We start from the raw sequence: 17,067 nt of genomic DNA, 5'->3' as shown, positions 1-17,067 counted from the left end.
TTATGTCTGCTAACTCTCAATATACTGGATCGCAATCTAGAGGCTCGCAATCAACTGAGCATCATAGAGCGAAGAATACCTTGCTTCGGCAGTGGGCGATTGTCCGCAAAGACAAATGGTTGTTGTCTTGCCTAACTTGGATTCCTTTGCTGCTTGCTGCCAGTATCTGGCTGATTTTTTCACAAGGGATCGCTCGTGACTTACCGGTCGCAGTTGTCGACCTTGAGCACAGTCAAACCTCGCAACAGTTCACACGCCTTGTTGATGCTTCACCAACACTGCAAGTCACTCAGAAATACAGCTCAGCGAGTGAAGCGGCAAAAGCGATGATCGAACGTGATATCTACGGCTATGTTGTAATACCTAAACACTTTGACCGAGATATTTACCTAGGTTTAAACCCGCAGGTATCCGTGTTCTACAACAGCCAATTTATCTTGATCGGCAAATTAGTGAACTCGGCTCTGCTACAAGCTCAAGGTACGTTTAACGCTCAACTTGAAGTGGTTAAACAACTGTCACTCGGTGATACCACAGTCCAATCAGCATTAGGCCAAGCAGTAACAGTGCAAAGCCAGATCACGCCACTGTTTAACAAGAACAGCAGTTATGCTCAGTTCTTGGTGTCTGCAGTTATTCCTGCACTGTGGCAGATCATGGTTGTGGTCGGCACGATATTAGTTTTAACGGCGAACGTTAGAGCACGTGGCCTTCAAGCTTGGTTATCCAACGCACCTATGAAGTCGCTAACCTCAACATTAATACCTTATGCTGTCTTATTTTTAATGTTTGGTATCGCGTTTAGCTTTTGGTTCTATGCTCTCTTAGACTGGCCATTTAATGGCAGCTTTGTAGCATTGACCATTGCCCAAATACTGACAGTGATCAGTTGTATCATCATGGGTTGTTTGTTTTTCTTCTTAACACTTGATCCTGCAAGGGCGATGAGTTTCGCAGGTGCCTTTACTGCACCGAGTTTCGCGTTCATGGGCATTACCTTTCCAGTGACAGACATGAACACGGCTGCTCAAATTTGGAGAAGCTTATTGCCCGTGAGTCATTACATCGAAGTACAAACGGCGCAGTCTAGTTATGGTGTGAGCGAAGCACAGTCTTTGATCAGCCTCTCTTCTATGTTATGGTACGCAGTTCCTGCTTTCGTGGTAATGTTGCTAATTAAGAAACACTTGGCGCAATCAGATCTAACTGCACAAGCAGATCCATCTACACAAGCAGGTCTATCAGCAAAAGCAGTTTTATCTGCAAAAACAACGCCGTCAACACAGCCAGAAGCATCAGCACAACAAGGAGTAAAACGATGAGCTTTACTCAACTGCTCAAGCAAGAACTCTTAGCGGTATTGCGCAACCCTGTCGTGCTTCTTACGGTATTTGGTGGTGTGGTCTTCTATTCCTTCTTGTATCCATTGCCTTACGCGAACCAAGTTCCTCAACAACTGAAAGCTTCGGTTGTGAACTTGGATAAGAGTCAAAGCAGCTATCAATTAGAGCGTATGGTGGATGCCACCTCTCAGATCGAATTGGTCCGTCGAGACTCCACCATCGCCGATGCGAAACAAGCCGTGCTTAACCAAGAGATTGGCGGATTCCTTGTCATTCCAGAAGATTTCTATAAAGACTTGTTGCTCGGTAAGAGCCCGACACTTTCTTACGCTGGTGATGCTTCTTACTTTTTGGTCTACGGAACCATTGTTGAAGGGCTTGCCAAGGCCGGTGGTACGTTAGCTGCGCAAGTTAAGGTCAGCCATTTGTTAGTCGAAGGTGTGCCTTTAGAATCGGCAGCCAAAGGCTACAGTGCATTCAGCTTGAACCTGAAACCAACGTTTAATAGTCGCATGGGATACATCGATTACGTAGTTCCAGCCGTCTTTGTGTTGATCCTGCAACAAACCTTAGCCATGGCTTCTGGTTTAGTGGGTGCAACCCAAAATGCTCAATCGACATTTGGCTACTGGAGTAAGACCTCTCCAGCGAAATTGATGCTTGCCCGCTGTTGTACCTTAGTCGGCATTTATTACCTGTTGTCGATGTACTATTTCGGCGCTAGCTTTTCGATGTATGGGATAAACCAGCTCGCCTCAACAACACAGATCTTAACCTTACTTCTGCCCTTCTTACTGGCCAGTTGTTTGATCGGGATTTTTATTGGTGAGTTAGTGCCACGAAGAGAACTCGTCACGGTAGTAGTGTTAATCAGTTCAATGCCACTGATCTTCTCTTCAGGTTTTATCTGGCCAGTTGAAATGATGCCCGAATGGTTAGTTCTATTATCACAGCTGTTCCCAAGCACACCGGCTATCCAAGGTTTCTTAGCACTTGATCAGATGGGTGCATCTTGGCAAGAAGTGGCGTCTCAATGGACATTGCTATGGGGACAAGTTTTGCTGTGGGGTTCATTATTGGCACTTAAGCTCTACCACAAATCCAGTAAAGGCACAGTTGGCAATAGCAATAGTCATCGGGCCGTTTAGTTTTATGTTCTAGCGGAAAGTACTCATGCTTTCCGCTAGAACATAAAAGCTCTGATAAAGGGCTTTTTTAATATCCTCAGATCCAAAGACACCTTCAGCCTTCGAATGTTTAAACACCGCCAAAACATATCGAATACTCGAACTCTCCTACGTTCGCTCTATGTCCCCCTCTATGTCCCGACAGCCCATCACTCTGAATTATCCTTCACCCGCCCCTAAAACAACTACTGCATATACTTTTCTCTGCCTAAAAAGCATCGACTTATTCCCAAATGATGACAAAACCCGAACAATTGTAAATTTATTGTAAAAATCTCTTTGTTGGCATTATTTTTATGTATAGGATTATCAGTAGGGCTTGATATCCCGAATACCGTAGTCTTATTGGTGCACATACCAAAAGGATATCCATACAAAGCAAGATCAGTACTTATATTTATTTCGTTTTTCGACCTAGCTACAGCCGTTTATGTTGCAGTCGAATGAAGTAGATATACCGCTGAGATATACAAATCAAATAGAAAACAAACACAACAGCAACAAACATAATTTATTAAAAAGACAGGGAAAACCATGAAAAACATACGTGAATTATTTTTTGGGTTTATATTATTGTTTAGTTCCAGTGCATTTGCAGAAGAAGGATCATTTAACCAAGCTATCAGCAACTTAAGTCAAAGTGTTGATGGGTTTTTCAACGAATACACAGGTTGGTTCGTTGGGCTGATATTTAAAAGTGTACCGATTGGTGAAGCTAACTTCCCCGTGATTGTTGGCTGGCTGTTGCTCGCTGCGATCATCTTCACTGTTTATTTTGGCTTTGTTCAATTTAAACGTGTCGGCATGGCGATAGACATTATCAAAGGTAAGTATACCGATCCTAACTCTAAAGAGGACGGCGAGGTTTCTCACTTTCAAGCGTTAACAACGGCGCTTTCTGGTACTGTCGGGCTTGGTAACATTGCCGGTGTAGGTGCTGCACTTGCGATTGGTGGTCCTGGCGCGACATTCTGGATGATCTTGTGTGGCCTTCTGGGTATGGCTTCTAAGTTCTGTGAGTGTACTTTAGGTGTGAAATACCGAACTATCCTACCTTCAGGTGTTGTTTCGGGCGGTCCAATGTACTACCTAAGCCAAGGTCTGGGTGAAAGAGGTTTAGGCGGACTAGGTAAAGTGCTCGCTATTGGTTTCGCATTAATGTGTATTTTGGGCGCATTAGGCGGCGGTAACATGTTCCAAGCTAACCAAGCACACGCCATGTTAACTTACGCATTTGATGTACCAAGTGAATACGGTGTGATCACTGGCCTTGTACTTGCCTCTTTAGTTTTCTCTGTGATTGTTGGTGGTATGCCTTCTATCGCATCGGTAACAGAAAAAGTTGTTCCTTGGATGGCTGCTCTGTATATCGGTATGGCTCTGATTGTTATCGGTTCTAACCTTGATCAAGTTGGCCCTGCGTTCAGCGCAATCTTTACAGGTGCATTTACTGGTGAAGGTGTTGTTGGTGGATTTATTGGTGCGCTAATTCAAGGCTTGAAACGTGCAACATTCTCGAACGAAGCAGGTGTAGGTTCAGCAGCTATCGCTCACTCAGCGGTTAAAACAAAAGAACCAATCACCGAAGGTCTAGTATCACTATTAGAACCGTTCGTTGATACGGTAATCATTTGTACAATGACCGCATTGGTTATCACTATCGCTGGTTTAAACGTAGGTCCATTCGATGGCTCTGGTTTAACGGGTGTAACGCTGACTGCTGCATCGTTTACTGAAACGGCAGAAGTATTCAAATACACACTCGCTCTCGCAGTAATCATGTTTGCGTTTTCTACCATGATCTCTTGGTCGTACTACGGTCTTAAAGCTTGGACTTACCTATTTGGTGAAGGCAAAACAACGGAGCTGATTTTCAAAGTGATGTTCTGTGTGTTTGTTGTTATTGGTGCCACGATTCAATTTGGTGCGGTAATCGACTTCTCTGATGCGGCTATCTTTGCGATGTCTATCTTCAACATTCTTGGTCTGTACTTCTTGATGCCAGTTGTGAAGAAAGAACTGCAATCGTTTGTTGCTCGTGTGAAATCAGGCGAAATCAAAACGTATGAGAAATAACGTTTAGTGGAATGAGGTTTTGCTCTAGTAGCTAACTGCATTCTAAGAAACGACACAGCTCTAAAAACGAAACTGTTCTAAAAATTTTTGTAAGACCCTTTGCTTGAGAAAGCGAGAACAGGACTGCAACTTATCCAAAATCCCTACCAGCTTGGCTTGTGGGGATTTTTTATGTCTGAACGATTAGGCGAATAACTACCTTCAATGCCCTGCTCACTCTTTTCACCCTTTTCACTCTGTTCATCATCGTGTTCAACATCGACACGACGAACCAACTCTTCTACTTTGATCATCTCTTTTTGCGCTAATGGCGAGCGACAATCATCGAAACAATAAGCTATGGTGCAGTTCTCACAAAGATACTCTGGCATCACTCCATCCCTTGTCGTCAAAGCAGCCAAATGCGAGCTAGCAATCGACTGCGTGTTCATCCTGAACAACACTATTATGCAGCGACTCTGAGCTGAAAATATGTATGCAAAGTCATTTAATAGACAACAAGTAACATATCATTGTGGATATACGTAACTATTCACAAATATCTAAGCAAACAATGAAAACACGCAAATAATCAATAATGAGAAAGCACCGGATCTATGCTCTCGACAAACGCAAAACGCCCACATCACGTGTGTGATGTGGGCGTTTCAATATTTAGTGAAAAACTAACGTTAGGTTGGTAAAGCCTTCGGCTTATAGACCCATCTCTTCAGTGAGAGTTTTGATCTGTTTGAGGTCCATGGTGTGGACTTCAATCATTTGTCTTATATCACTCAGTCGAGAGTTAGCGTTATCTTGCTTCTCACACGCGTCAGATTTCGCATCCCATGATGTGCCATCTAAGTAAACATCACACGCTTTCTTAAGAGAACCAAGATTCTGCTCGAGTTGATCTCTTTCTTTCTCAAGTTTTTCAAGTTCTTGAGAAATCTGTAATTCTTTTCGGAAAACTTCACGCGCACGCTCAAACAAAGTCGATTGCATGTCAGCCTGACGATTAAGTTTCTGGTTGTCTTGCTGAGTTTGCTCTAACGTTTGCTTCTGTTCATTTAGCTGTTGCTCTAACGAGTAGTTCGCCTTCTCTAAAACCGAAGACTGCTTCGCTAATTCCTGGAGCTCTTTGTGATGCTCTTCCGTTTGTTTCACTAGAGCGGCTTCTACTTTCGCATCGATTTCGGTATCAACTTTTGCCACTTTAGTTTCAACGGATGTCATCAACTGTGCTCTGCTGTCATGCAGTTCTTGATAACGAGTTTCGAGTACCTGGTAAGTGGACTCCCACTTAGAAGCCGTAACTGTAGAACCAATTAAGCCACCCAGTGCTAAACCTATAACCGCAGCAATGCCGATATAGAGCTGACTGCGCTTATCGCGTTCTTCTATAACAACCACTTCATCTTGTTCGCTTTGTCCAGATTGCTGGTTCACTAGCGGGTACTCCCAAAAATTTATTTAACGTTACGCGGTCACTGACACGAATGCCAATACTGATTGTGAAGGCTCAGTTAAACCTATCGCTCAAGCCAGAAGCACTTAAGCTTTACTAACACATTCATCCCACCTGTTTACAGGCAGGCTTAACGAGTTAACTCCGAAATCATCAAGCTGGCAGTATACAAAAGGAAACTGCTAACGATAACTATCACTACCCATTTTTGCAGTTTTTCGTTTGTCCGGTAACGAAATAGTACAAATGCCAAAGCCAATAAAAAAACAATCGCTATTAGTCGAGTCATAACTCCTCCTTGTTTCTCTATTTTATACCATTTAAATAAGCAAGTTACGTCAGAGACTCGTTGTTTGATCATTTAGTTGAACAACATTTGTGCAAACAGATATTTTGTAGCTGACATCACATTTTATATGATCTAGGATACGCCTACAGATTACCTAATTACTTAGGTAATTGTTCCGATGAAGACTGCAGGAGAGTGGTTTTTTAACTAAACATTAACATTTAGTTAGATTGACCCGCCGAAGAAGTAAATCTTTCAGGTGCTTTATGCTGGAGAAATCCAGAAAAGTGAGGACTGTCGTTGGAGGAACCTCTGGAGAGAACCGTTAGATCGGTCGCCGAAGGAGCAAGCTTAGTGCCCGTTACTTATCTATAAGTGATTCGCTAAGTGAAACTCTCAGGCAAAAGGACAGAGGAGTGGAAAGCAACAGCCTTAATTAACAAAAGAATTCTATCTAGAAATCCGTATGTATTAAGTAGTGCTCCCGATCCCTGAGATCTGCACTGCCTTCCCTCTTCTCCTTAAATTTTTAATTTATTAAGGGGAATCTATGAACCACCTACAAGCTACACTACAAACCATCAACCAATTCGTTTGGGGACCACCACTGCTTATTCTGCTAGTGGGTACAGGTATCTACTTTACTTTTCGCTTAGGCTTACTCCAGTTTAGACACCTCCCAACTGCACTGAAAATGGTATTCAGCAAAGACAAATCTGGTACGGGTGACGTATCGAGTTTCGCAGCTTTGTGTACTGCACTTTCAGCAACCATTGGTACAGGTAACATCGTTGGTGTAGCGACCGCAATCAAGATTGGTGGCCCTGGTGCGCTATTCTGGATGTGGCTTGCCGCAGTATTTGGTATGGCGACCAAATACGCAGAATGTCTACTTGCCGTTAAATACCGCAGAACCGATAGCAATGGCGAAATGGTTGGCGGCCCAATGTACTACCTGCAATACGGTGTCGGCTCACGAATCTTGGCGGTCATGTTCGCTGTCTTCGCGCTCGGTGTTGCTTGCTTCGGTATCGGTACCTTCCCACAAGTCAACGCTATCTTAGACGCAACTCAAATCTCATTTGGCGCTTCTCGTGAGATCTCTGCTGTCGTTCTTACGATATTGGTGGCGGTGGTAACCCTTGGTGGTATCCAATCTATAGCCAAAGTGGCAGGGAAAGTTGTTCCTACTATGGCGGTTATGTACGTCGTCGCGTGTTTAAGCGTTCTAATTTCAAATGCAGACCAACTACTGAATGCTATTACCCTTGTTGTTACTTCTGCGTTTACCAACACAGCAGCAACCGGTGGTTTCTTTGGCGCGAGCATCATGCTTGCTATCCAATCAGGTATCGCTCGTGGTGTGTTCTCGAACGAATCTGGCCTAGGTAGCGCACCAATGGCTGCAGCAGCGGCTAAAACAGACTCATGTGTGAAACAAGGACTTGTCTCTATGACAGGTACCTTCTTCGATACCATCATCATCTGTACGATGACAGGCTTGGCGCTTATCTTAACGGGTGCGTGGCAGACGGACCTTTCAGGCGCTGCGATGACCACTCATGCGTTCGCTGTTGGTTTGAATGCAGACACCCTTGGCCCTATGTTGGTTTCTGTTGGCTTAATCTTCTTTGCGTTTACAACAATTTTAGGTTGGAACTACTACGGTGAGCGCTGTGTTGTGTTCTTGCTAGGCACCAAAGCAGTCTTGCCTTACAAGATCATCTTCATCGCCTTGGTGGCTTCTGGTGCATTCTTGAAGCTCGACATGATCTGGATAATAGCCGATATCGTGAACGGCCTAATGGCAATTCCGAACCTAATCGGGCTTATCTTGCTGCGCCACGTTGTTATCGAAGAAACCAAGCTATTCTTCAAACCGTTAACTTCTTCAAAAGATTGTGAAGCAGTTAAAGCGTAAACTGAAGTGATTGAATACCAAGCCCGCATTCAACTGCGGGCTTTTTTATTTTCATCACATAGCGAAACGTCTTAAATTATTATGCAGCACATATGCCCTTATAAATAACAAGAATATTAAATCGACCACTATGCGATTTAATAAAGAAAATAGAATACTACTAAAAAGAACACTAATAAAACCAACACTTAATTAGATATTACTTATATTTAACAGATTGTGCGTAGGTGTCAGGCGTTTTGTAACAAACATATTAAATTTCTTTTCGTTTCAACGACACAAAAAACCAGAAGAATAAAACATGTGACTTTAATTCACATATTAGTCAGTTTATAGTCATCTACATTGTAGAGAGAATTATAATAAAAATAAAACGTTGGCTATATGATCAGATTCGACCCGATTAAAAACCGTATTTATAACGATGAACGTTCTATTAAAGTAGGATACCGTGAAACTCGGGTCCTGGAGTTATTACATAAAAACTCACCCGATATTGTTAACAAACAAGATATTATTAGCTTCGCTTGGGGAAACGAGTTCATAGGGGATACGTCACTAGCGAAAAGTATAAGTTTACTGCGCCAAGGGTTCGTTAGATTAGGCATCAAAGAAACCCCAATCGTCACCGTTCCTAAGGTGGGCTATCGCCTTATCGATGAGTGCGTGGTAATCGACTCCCCCATCAATAATGCAGCCACAACTCCCCTTGCTGATGCGAGCAACCTGATACCCGTCGGCAATAACGGTATTGCTATCGGTGCAGCTGTTGCAGTCGAACCTAAGCCTAACCCTAAACAAAGTTCGTCGGCTTACTTTCCCACTGCTGAAAACCGAAACAAGTTGTGCTACTTCACCACTGGCTGCTTACTGTTGGCATCAGCGTTATTGGCTTTTGCTAAGGTTAATGAGAGAAACCTCAGCGATATCAACCCCGTTAACCGGCTCAGCGAGCAATGGATAGGTCAAATACAAGTTTTCCAAGCCCCTGAAATGGCGATGACGCCAGAGCTAGAAAGCATTCTCTATCAGTATCAATGTGATTGCGTGGCGTACATTAGCGAAGAAGCGGAATATTCTGAGCTCTCTATTCTGAACAAAACCACACGCCAGTCCGTCAACATCTTTTACACGCCAACCCAACTAGATCAAGCCAGTACCGAACTGGCCCTATTCCTAGAAAGAGGTCAATTATGATGCCAATCGTTGCGCTCATTTCTGCATTCGTTTTATTGGTTGGCATATGGAGTATCCCTTCGCCCCAACCAAAAGAAGAGCATCGCTACCAACATAGCGTGGTGGACCTGATAGTGAATGACAATGTATTACGTACCGACGGATTAACGAAAATAAGTAACAACAAGGTGCTGCACCTGATGTCCGTTCAAGACGACAACATGCCCGACCCACTTGTTCTGCGATTCAGAGGAACAGCCCGTCCTTCTCAATCACTTTTCTTTTCTATTTCTGGCACCATTGACTTAGTCTCTGTGCAAAAAATAAATAAAACAATGAATGACAGCCGATTGGCGCCTTACCTGTTAATCAACAATGACCCATTAACGGTAAAGATTGATATCTTAAGTTCGAATGATTTATTTGCCATCATTAAAACGTGTAATACAGGCCGAACGCAACTTCTGGCCAAACGATAATTAGAGATAGTTTAACCACTAGCAACAAGTGCCCTATTATCAAGTAGCAAGCTTTTCCGATATTACACATAAAAAACGGATGGTTATTTTTATAATTTTATCAGTAATACAATTATTACAGTCTTCCTTACTTTAAGTGTTTGCATTTTAAAACCGATAGCAAAGCAAAATATTCAAGTTAGATTTTTACTCTTTGTCACTCACTACCTGCCCACCTTAAAACTACGAGTATTGTGAATGGTTATACCTGTTCTTCTAATTAACCATTCATACAAACGCCAAAAATAACGTCAAATAATTTTGACGTCTAAGCCCGAATAATGGGCCTTCATTTTTCTAAAAACGGTTTGAGCCCCATCAAACAATTTACGTTCAGTTGCATACTCTTTCACCGTAAAAACACTAATGACAATACAAGCTATTGAATTAACTGGGTAATTTAATTCAACCCTTTTCAGTATCTATCTATTTATCAACATGAAAAAGTGAACTTGTCTTGTTAACTGCACGGCACACAAAACATTATCAAAATAGAAAAATTACAAATGAGGGAATTGTTAATGATCACAGTAAACAGAAGTCTCTTAGCAACCGCAGTGTTGTCTGTTCTATCAACCGGTGTAAATGCGAAGATTTACCCAGACCAAATAGTGTTTGACCAACTTGGTGAAGATGTCTGTCGCTCTGGTTATCGTCCTATAGACCGTTATGAAGCAGAAGAGCAGAAGAGTACTTTGGTCGCTCGCATGGGCACTTGGCAGATCACCGGGTTAAAAGGAAACTGGGTAATCATGGGGCCGGGTTATCATGGCGAAATTAAGCAATCAAGCAGTGGGTCAACGTTCTGTTACCCAAACAACGACCAATCTGAAATCCCTAACTATTCCGCCAAATCGGTTCAGGAAGGCAGCGAAATCGATGTTCAGTATGAATTAGTGAACAACCGTAACGACTTTGTACGCCCATTAAGCTACTTAGCCCACAACCTAGGTTACGCTTGGGTTGGCGGTAATAACAGTCAGTACGTGGGCGAAGACATGACGATAAAGCGCTCTGGCAACAGTTGGGTAATACAAGGAAATAACAATGGCTCTTGTAGCGGCTATCGCTGTGATGAAAAAACCAAAATCACCGTCGACAATTTTGCCTACACCGTTAACGACGACAACTTTTGGCATGGTGATGTTGTCGAGTCGGATCGTGAACTAGTGAAAACGGTTTACGCGACGGCAAGAAACAACAGCAACATCGCGCAACAAGTGGTGGTAGACCTAAAAGTAGACGAATCAACAAACTGGTCGAAAACGAACAGCTACGGATTCTCACAGAGCGTTCAAACAGAGAACACCTTCAAGTGGCCTTTGGTTGGCGAAACTAAGCTCACCGTTAAGTTCGAGGCTAACCAAAGCTTCGCTGAAACAAATGGCAACTCCACTAGCGAACAAGTAACACTTCAAGCTCGTCCTATGGTTCCTGCGAATTCGGAGCTACCGATTCGAGTTGAGCTGTATCGTTCAAGCATCTCTTACCCGTACCGATTCAACGCCGATATTAGCTACGATGTTGAATTCAACGGCTTCCTTCGTTGGGGTGGCAACGCATGGCATACCCATCCAGATAACCGTCCATACAAGGCTCATACCTTCACTATGGGCCGTGGCAGCAGTGAATCTGCCGACATTCGCTACCAATGGGATCACCGTTACATCCCTGGTGAAACTAAATGGTGGGATTGGGGCTGGGCGATTAAAGAAGCTGGCTTATCAAGCATGCAATACGCGACTGGCGGAAGCTTACGCCCCTTCCACTCTTACGTGTCTGGAGATTTCTACGCTGAATCTCAATTTGCAGGTACTATCGAAATTGGACAAGCAACACCAATTACTAACAATCTACGCAGCAAAAGAAGCGTTGATTCGGCTAATGAAACCAGTGAACGCATTGGCGACATCGAAGTTACCACCAACTTCAATGCTGATGAGTTGAGTGACTTAGGTTTCGAAGGTGCAGAGATGAACATTAGCGTCGTTGAATAACTGCGCTGTTGAATAAGATCGGTACAAAGATCTACCAGTAATAAAGCACAAAGCCCACGTCGTGGGCTTTCATATATTCATGTTCAACTGGAAACGGTGAACTACACAGGCTCTTCCATCAGAAGCTTAACACCCAGCCCAACCAACACCATGCCCGTCACGCCTTCCATCCACTTCATAAAACTCGCGTTTTTGAGCAAGTTTTTAGCGGAATTAAGAGCGCCAGCCAAACCACATTGCCATACCATCGCAATCATAAAGTGTACCGAAGCCATCAACATAGATTGCAATAAAGGCGAACCTTCAGGGTTTACAAATTGAGGTAAAAAGGCCAGATAGAAAACTGCTGTTTTTGGGTTAAGAACGTTAGACAGAAAGCCTTCACGCAAAGAACGCTTTGCACTGTAAGCCTGCTGAGCTTGTTCTCCGACCTTCAAACCGCCACCGTTTTTCATCAACGCTCGCAAACTGCTTAAGCCAAGCCAGATGAGGTAAACCGCACCTACCATCTTAACGGCTTGAAAGAGTTCAGCGGATTGGGCGAGGATTGCAGATATACCCACAGCAGAGAAAAACGCGTGTACATACAAGCCGCTACAAATACCAAAGCTCGTCATACAACCGTCAGCTAAGCCAGAGCGGCTAGTATTGCGAATCACCAAAGCCGTATCTAAGCCCGGCGTTAGCGTTAAAATAGTGATGGCAATTAGAAATGCCTCAAAGTTCAAAATATCCATATCATTGTCATTTTTGTTCAGCGATCTATCATCAATACCGTGTATCTGAACAATTCGCAAGCAACAATTGCCACCAGCTATACAACTCACTGATTTTGTGCACAATAGAACAGTTTGATTTGTTAAGAAATAGTAAATTCAAGGCATCGTACCGCCTCATGCTTTTCTCGCTATATCTTCGACTGCGAAGGTCGGCGTCATTAAAAAGCAAAGCCATAATCAAAGTACACGAGATGAACCTTAACGCTGACGCAGCCCTAAGGATCATTTAAAGAAACCAAATTAAGAGTAGTCAAATGAGCGCATTCAAAAAACTAGTCGAACACTCTCAAAAATGTTCACGCTTTCAACACCTAGCTTCTATTTGTGGTTGGGACCAAGCTTCAATGATGCCAGCAGGTGGTAACCAAGCTCGTAGTGAAGCGATGGCCGAGCTTTCTGTTCATATTCACGGCTTAATGACTCAACCACAGCTTGGCGATTGGATTGCAGACGCTGAAAATGAAGCGCTGAACACTGAGCAACAATCGTCACTTCGTGAAATAAAACGCCAGTGGCAACAAGCAAACCTACTTCCAGAAAAACTGGTTGAAGCGAAATCTCTATCGGGTTCAAAATGTGAACATGCGTGGCGTAGCCAACGCGGTAACAACGACTGGGTTGGATTCGAAAAGAACTGGCGTGAAGTGGTTGAGCTTTCTCGTGAAGAAGCGCAGATTCGCGCAGACGCAGCCAATCTAACGCCTTATGATGCGATGCTGGATATTTATGAACCGGGCACCAGCTCTACTTCACTTGATACCCTATTTGCAGACGTTAAAACTTGGCTTCCAGGTTTAATTGATGAAGTGATCGAAAAACAATCGAGCGAGCAATTTAACGCACCATCAGGTATCTATTCGACCGAGAAACAGAAAGCACTGGGTTTAGAAGTCATGAAGCTGCTTCAGTTCGATTTTGAACACGGCCGATTGGATGAAAGTGTTCACCCATTCTGTGGCGGCGTGCCTTCAGACGTGCGTATCACAACACGCTATGACGAAGCGGAATTCGTTCAAAGCTTAATGGGTATTGTGCATGAAACAGGCCACGCACGTTACGAACAAGGCTTACCAAAACACCTAGCAGGACAACCAGCGGGGGAAGCTCGTTCTATGGGCATTCATGAATCTCAATCTTTATTCTTCGAGATGCAAGTCGGCCGCAGCGACCCGTTCATTGGACACTTAGCGAACTTGGCTGGTCAGCAATTCTCAGGCTCAGAATTTGAGAAAGAAAACTTCCAGAAGATCTACACGCGCGTGAAGAAAGACTTCATCCGTGTCGATGCTGATGAACTCACCTACCCTGCACACGTTATCCTGCGTTACGAGATTGAGCGTGACTTGATCAACGGCAAGATCAAACACACTGACGTGCCAGAGTTATGGAATACCAAGATGCAGTCTTACCTTGGTTTAAGCACTCAAGGCAACTTCACTAACGGCTGTATGCAAGACATCCACTGGACAGACGGCGCATTTGGTTACTTCCCATCGTACACATTAGGTGCGATGTACGCGGCGCAGTTCATGGCTTCAATGAAGAAAACGGTAGATATAAACTCTGTGATTGAAAGCGGTGACCTATCCCCTATCTTCACTTGGTTAGAATCAAACATTTGGAGCAAAGGCAGCCTGCTGACCACTGATGACTTGGTGAAAGGTGCAACGGGCGAAACCTTGAATGCGCAATACTTCAAAGACCATTTGAGAAGTCGTTATCTGTAGATAAAACGCCCAACTACATTGAAGGTTTCTACTTGCAGAGCTTGCTGTGTAAGTAGAACCAAGCTGAAAAAAGCATAGTACAAGTATTGTAAGTCAAAAGTCACAATTATGGCTGAAGGGTAGCTTTGGTTCTAACTAGAAAAGGGGCACTTCTGAGTTACGAAGTGCCATCTGTGAAGGTTCTGGACATTTCCGAGTTGCGTTTTATCTAATTTAGTAAGTCATGAATTAACAGAAGTAGGGCAAGTCGCTTAGTCGAATGTCCAGTATCACTGGTGCAGATCAGTTATCATATTTTAAGTAAATCACTCTAGAAAGGAAGCGAAACCTATGAATTTTAGTTTTGAACAACTTCTCGCGTTCGTGACCGTTTATGAACAACTCTCGTTTAGCAAAGCCGCGGTCAAACTCAATAAGCACCGAACTACGATAGGGCAGGTGATTACCAACCTTGAAGACCAACTAGCGGTCAGTTTGTTTGAACGAGTGGGGCGTTCGGTAGAGCCAACTGAAGATGGTCACCTTCTTTATCACAATGCTAAATTAACCATCGAGCAAGCGCGTACTTTCGATAAATTGGCGCTAAGCCTCTCTTATGGTGGATTAGAAAGCGTCAACATCGCTTATTCTAGTGTGATTCCTCATCGCGCTTTGGTTGAAATCCGCCAGCAATTTCTTCGCGATTTTCCGCTAATGCGCGTGAACTTTTTTGTTAGGAATAAACAGGACATCAAAAGAGGCATAGATAGTGGCGAATACCATTTTGGTATCGTCAATGTGCATGACCGTCAGGCGATGTATAGCTTTGATGCGACTTTCCTTGGGCATTTCGAATTTCTCCCTTTTGTTCAAAAAGGTGGAGATCTATCTAGGTTGGAGAAAAGTGCAGTCTTGGTAGCTCTGAAAAACAGCAAACAATTTGTCTTACGATCTTTTATTGAAGAAGGTATGTCAGAGAAGATTATTTACAGCTCAGACAATGAAGCAATCGATCAACTTGCCCTAGTGATAAAGATGGTCGAAGCGGGGTTGGGTTGGGCGTTACTGCCTAAAACCTTCGCTAATACTGAGTTTGCCAATCATGCCATTGAGCCAGTTGAAGCCGATGAGATGCTAGAGGGCTTCAAGTTTGGCTTCGCGCTTTGGTGTCCACATTCCAAACAAATTGTTGATATTAAAAAGTCGTTAATCACCGTGATAAACAATTATCGCAAGCGATTTGAAGACGGTCTCCGTCGTTAACTCATAGACTCATCCAATTTTTTAACAAGGTTCAATTAGAGCCTTGTTTTCGTTTCAGTTAACTTTAAGTTCGAGTTTTGATGGATTACACCCTTTATATAGGAGTGTGAGGTATCAAGCTGACTATCTCTTCAGTCATGTCACTTTCCCTGTACCTTTAAATAATATAAAAGATATCATACAGTTTGTTGTGATTTTGGGGCAGATCTGAGCTAGCAGGCACTTTGCAAGAAAAGCGCCACGAGTAAAGCTTCAGGCTTATGAAGCCTCTGGACATTTCCGTTTTAGCAAGATTGCCAATTAAGCAAAGCATGAATTAAAAGGATAGAAAAAGTCGCTTACGTGATTGTCAGGGATCATTAGACCACTACAACTTCAATTGTCAGTTATAACTAAAACGGCACCTAGCCTTTGAGCAAAAAACCCTATATAACTCATCCCCACCTTCATGCACTCTTACTCGAAAGAAAAAAATACTCTTCCCTCCCTCCTCATACGCGAGAGCTAGCTCAGCATCATCTCTTATCAAACCTTCAGCTACTAAGTGAACTTCTAATGCATCGAGTGCTTTTTCTTCTAAGGCTTTATCGTGAATTGGTTTAAAACCTCCAAATGAAAGGGAAGAAAAAAAAAGAGCAAAAACAAAAAAAACAATTCGCATAACTATTCCTTTTTTATTAGTTCAATACTAATTCCAGTTTAGTAAGAAATTAAGATTGTCGCAGCAGTGAAACTAAATAGATAGCTCTCGTTTCATGCAATTAAAGTCGGAGTTCATCATTCTTATTATGGTAAATGGGTAAATTAGCTACCAAAAACAACCCTCAGACCTCCTCAAACGCTCTCAGCGAGGATTTTGGGCTTGTTCAAGGCTATGCTCATACTACCTTGTATGTGTGTGACTCTTTCAGTGCGATTTACAGAGCAAAAACTAGCGAATTCGTTTGAGTCAAGAACTGTACTCTGCCCCCACTTTTCGTACTTTGTGAGTTAAGTCGCCCCGTTAGCAAGAATTTGGACAGCCGCAACTACCTTAAAATGCAGGTCACATTCTCCACTGGACGGACGGCGCATTCGGTTACTTCCCACCTTACAAATTAGGTGCGATGTACGCGGCTCAGTTCATGGCTTCAATGAAGAAAACAGTGGATGTGAACTCAGTGATTGAAAGCGGTGACCTATCCCCTATCTTCAATTGGTTAGAATCGAACATTTGGAGCAAAGGCAGCCTGCTTACTACTGATGATTTGGTGAAAGGTGCAACAGGTGAAACCTTGAATGCGCAATACTTCAAAGATCATTTGAGAAGTCGTTACCTTTAATGGAATAAATCGATAGAGGCTGATCGTAAGCGTGTCATGAACA

The 17,067-nt window shown here is 43.2% G+C and carries 13 protein-coding genes, 1 pseudogene and 1 riboswitch; of the genes and pseudogenes, 10 read left to right on the top strand and 4 right to left on the bottom strand.

The genetic code is table 11. The annotated features are described in order from the left end of the window. Nucleotides 1-2 precede the first annotated feature (2 nt). The 3 genes from AB4558_RS12040 to AB4558_RS12030 all read left to right on the top strand — a co-directional run bounded on the left by AB4558_RS12040 (nt 3) and on the right by AB4558_RS12030 (nt 4,606). A complete protein-coding gene (locus AB4558_RS12040) occupies nt 3-1,322 on the top strand; it encodes an ABC transporter permease (protein ID WP_372158833.1) in 1,320 nt (439 codons plus the stop codon). Next, nucleotides 1,319-2,491 (top strand): ABC transporter permease, encoded by a 1,173-nt coding sequence (locus tag AB4558_RS12035; RefSeq protein WP_372051453.1) that lies wholly within the window; start codon nt 1,319-1,321, stop codon nt 2,489-2,491. Before AB4558_RS12040 ends, AB4558_RS12035 begins: the two co-directional genes overlap by 4 nt. A gap of 573 nt (nt 2,492-3,064) precedes the next feature. Next, on the top strand, nt 3,065-4,606 hold the full coding sequence (locus tag AB4558_RS12030; RefSeq protein ID WP_017059723.1) for a sodium:alanine symporter family protein: 1,542 nt from the start codon (nt 3,065-3,067) through the stop codon (nt 4,604-4,606). Nucleotides 4,607-4,749: 143 nt separating this feature from the next. Here the strand turns inward: AB4558_RS12030 and AB4558_RS12025 are convergent, their stop codons facing one another. Both AB4558_RS12025 and AB4558_RS12020 read right to left on the bottom strand, forming a co-directional pair. Then, the gene (locus AB4558_RS12025; RefSeq protein WP_065584878.1) at nt 4,750-4,977 is read right to left on the bottom strand and encodes a hypothetical protein; all 228 of its coding nucleotides are present in this window, start codon (nt 4,975-4,977) and stop codon (nt 4,750-4,752) included. 322 nt (nt 4,978-5,299) lie between these two features. Then, nucleotides 5,300-6,034: a chromosome partitioning protein ParA gene (locus AB4558_RS12020; protein ID WP_372073960.1), complete on the bottom strand. Its 735-nt coding sequence runs from the start codon at nt 6,032-6,034 to the stop codon at nt 5,300-5,302. A gap of 610 nt (nt 6,035-6,644) precedes the next feature. Then, a riboswitch (glycine riboswitch) is annotated at nt 6,645-6,764 on the top strand. A gap of 128 nt (nt 6,765-6,892) precedes the next feature. Between AB4558_RS12020 and AB4558_RS12015 the strand changes: the two genes are divergently transcribed. The 4 genes from AB4558_RS12015 (at nt 6,893) to AB4558_RS12000 (ending at nt 11,954) form a co-directional block, all read left to right on the top strand. Then, nucleotides 6,893-8,263: an alanine/glycine:cation symporter family protein gene (locus tag AB4558_RS12015; RefSeq protein ID WP_372073962.1), complete on the top strand. Its 1,371-nt coding sequence runs from the start codon at nt 6,893-6,895 to the stop codon at nt 8,261-8,263. A gap of 384 nt (nt 8,264-8,647) precedes the next feature. After that, nucleotides 8,648-9,460 (top strand): transcriptional regulator, encoded by an 813-nt coding sequence (locus tag AB4558_RS12010; protein WP_372073964.1) that lies wholly within the window; start codon nt 8,648-8,650, stop codon nt 9,458-9,460. Further along, nucleotides 9,457-9,918: a hypothetical protein gene (locus AB4558_RS12005; RefSeq protein WP_017059728.1), complete on the top strand. Its 462-nt coding sequence runs from the start codon at nt 9,457-9,459 to the stop codon at nt 9,916-9,918. Before AB4558_RS12010 ends, AB4558_RS12005 begins: the two co-directional genes overlap by 4 nt. Before the next feature lie 560 nt (nt 9,919-10,478). Beyond that, a complete protein-coding gene (locus AB4558_RS12000) occupies nt 10,479-11,954 on the top strand; it encodes an aerolysin family beta-barrel pore-forming toxin (protein WP_372073966.1) in 1,476 nt (491 codons plus the stop codon). Nucleotides 11,955-12,055: 101 nt separating this feature from the next. Here the strand turns inward: AB4558_RS12000 and AB4558_RS11995 are convergent, their stop codons facing one another. After that, nucleotides 12,056-12,691 (bottom strand): LysE family translocator, encoded by a 636-nt coding sequence (locus tag AB4558_RS11995; RefSeq protein WP_017058961.1) that lies wholly within the window; start codon nt 12,689-12,691, stop codon nt 12,056-12,058. A 296-nt stretch (nt 12,692-12,987) separates the two neighbouring features. On the opposite strand from AB4558_RS11995, the gene AB4558_RS11990 reads away from it, so the two are divergent. Both AB4558_RS11990 and AB4558_RS11985 read left to right on the top strand, forming a co-directional pair. Then, nucleotides 12,988-14,460 carry a carboxypeptidase M32 gene (locus AB4558_RS11990; protein ID WP_017066275.1) on the top strand — a complete coding sequence of 491 codons (1,473 nt, stop codon included), beginning with the start codon at nt 12,988-12,990 and terminating at the stop codon, nt 14,458-14,460. 330 nt (nt 14,461-14,790) lie between these two features. Further along, on the top strand, nt 14,791-15,702 hold the full coding sequence (locus tag AB4558_RS11985; RefSeq protein WP_017069525.1) for a LysR family transcriptional regulator: 912 nt from the start codon (nt 14,791-14,793) through the stop codon (nt 15,700-15,702). A 382-nt stretch (nt 15,703-16,084) separates the two neighbouring features. On the opposite strand, the gene AB4558_RS11980 is transcribed toward AB4558_RS11985, so the two are convergent. Beyond that, nucleotides 16,085-16,363: a hypothetical protein gene (locus AB4558_RS11980; RefSeq protein ID WP_102321458.1), complete on the bottom strand. Its 279-nt coding sequence runs from the start codon at nt 16,361-16,363 to the stop codon at nt 16,085-16,087. A 391-nt stretch (nt 16,364-16,754) separates the two neighbouring features. Between AB4558_RS11980 and AB4558_RS11975 the strand changes: the two are divergent. After that, nucleotides 16,755-17,024, top strand: a pseudogene (locus tag AB4558_RS11975) (carboxypeptidase M32); the annotation flags it as partial. Between the last annotated feature and the right edge of the window lie 43 nt (nt 17,025-17,067).

It is taken from the genome of Vibrio sp. 10N.222.51.C5, from assembly GCF_041474575.1.
Lineage (GTDB): Bacteria > Pseudomonadota > Gammaproteobacteria > Enterobacterales > Vibrionaceae > Vibrio > Vibrio crassostreae_C.
Note: the sequence above shows the minus strand (reverse complement) of the source record. Positions and strands in the feature narration are given on the sequence as shown.

What these genes read in the sequence shown, in the direction of transcription:
- AB4558_RS12040 (WP_372158833.1), top strand. Translation starts at nt 3, where the DNA reads ATGTCTGCTAACTCTCAATATACTGGATCGCAATCTAGAGGCTCGCAA.
- AB4558_RS12035 (WP_372051453.1), top strand. Translation starts at nt 1,319, where the DNA reads ATGAGCTTTACTCAACTGCTCAAGCAAGAACTCTTAGCGGTATTGCGC.
- AB4558_RS12030 (WP_017059723.1), top strand. Translation starts at nt 3,065, where the DNA reads ATGAAAAACATACGTGAATTATTTTTTGGGTTTATATTATTGTTTAGT.
- AB4558_RS12025 (WP_065584878.1), bottom strand. Translation starts at nt 4,977, where the DNA reads ATGCCAGAGTATCTTTGTGAGAACTGCACCATAGCTTATTGTTTCGAT.
- AB4558_RS12015 (WP_372073962.1), top strand. Translation starts at nt 6,893, where the DNA reads ATGAACCACCTACAAGCTACACTACAAACCATCAACCAATTCGTTTGG.
- AB4558_RS12010 (WP_372073964.1), top strand. Translation starts at nt 8,648, where the DNA reads ATGATCAGATTCGACCCGATTAAAAACCGTATTTATAACGATGAACGT.
- AB4558_RS12005 (WP_017059728.1), top strand. Translation starts at nt 9,457, where the DNA reads ATGATGCCAATCGTTGCGCTCATTTCTGCATTCGTTTTATTGGTTGGC.
- AB4558_RS12000 (WP_372073966.1), top strand. Translation starts at nt 10,479, where the DNA reads ATGATCACAGTAAACAGAAGTCTCTTAGCAACCGCAGTGTTGTCTGTT.
- AB4558_RS11995 (WP_017058961.1), bottom strand. Translation starts at nt 12,691, where the DNA reads ATGGATATTTTGAACTTTGAGGCATTTCTAATTGCCATCACTATTTTA.
- AB4558_RS11990 (WP_017066275.1), top strand. Translation starts at nt 12,988, where the DNA reads ATGAGCGCATTCAAAAAACTAGTCGAACACTCTCAAAAATGTTCACGC.
- AB4558_RS11985 (WP_017069525.1), top strand. Translation starts at nt 14,791, where the DNA reads ATGAATTTTAGTTTTGAACAACTTCTCGCGTTCGTGACCGTTTATGAA.
- AB4558_RS11980 (WP_102321458.1), bottom strand. Translation starts at nt 16,363, where the DNA reads ATGCGAATTGTTTTTTTTGTTTTTGCTCTTTTTTTTTCTTCCCTTTCA.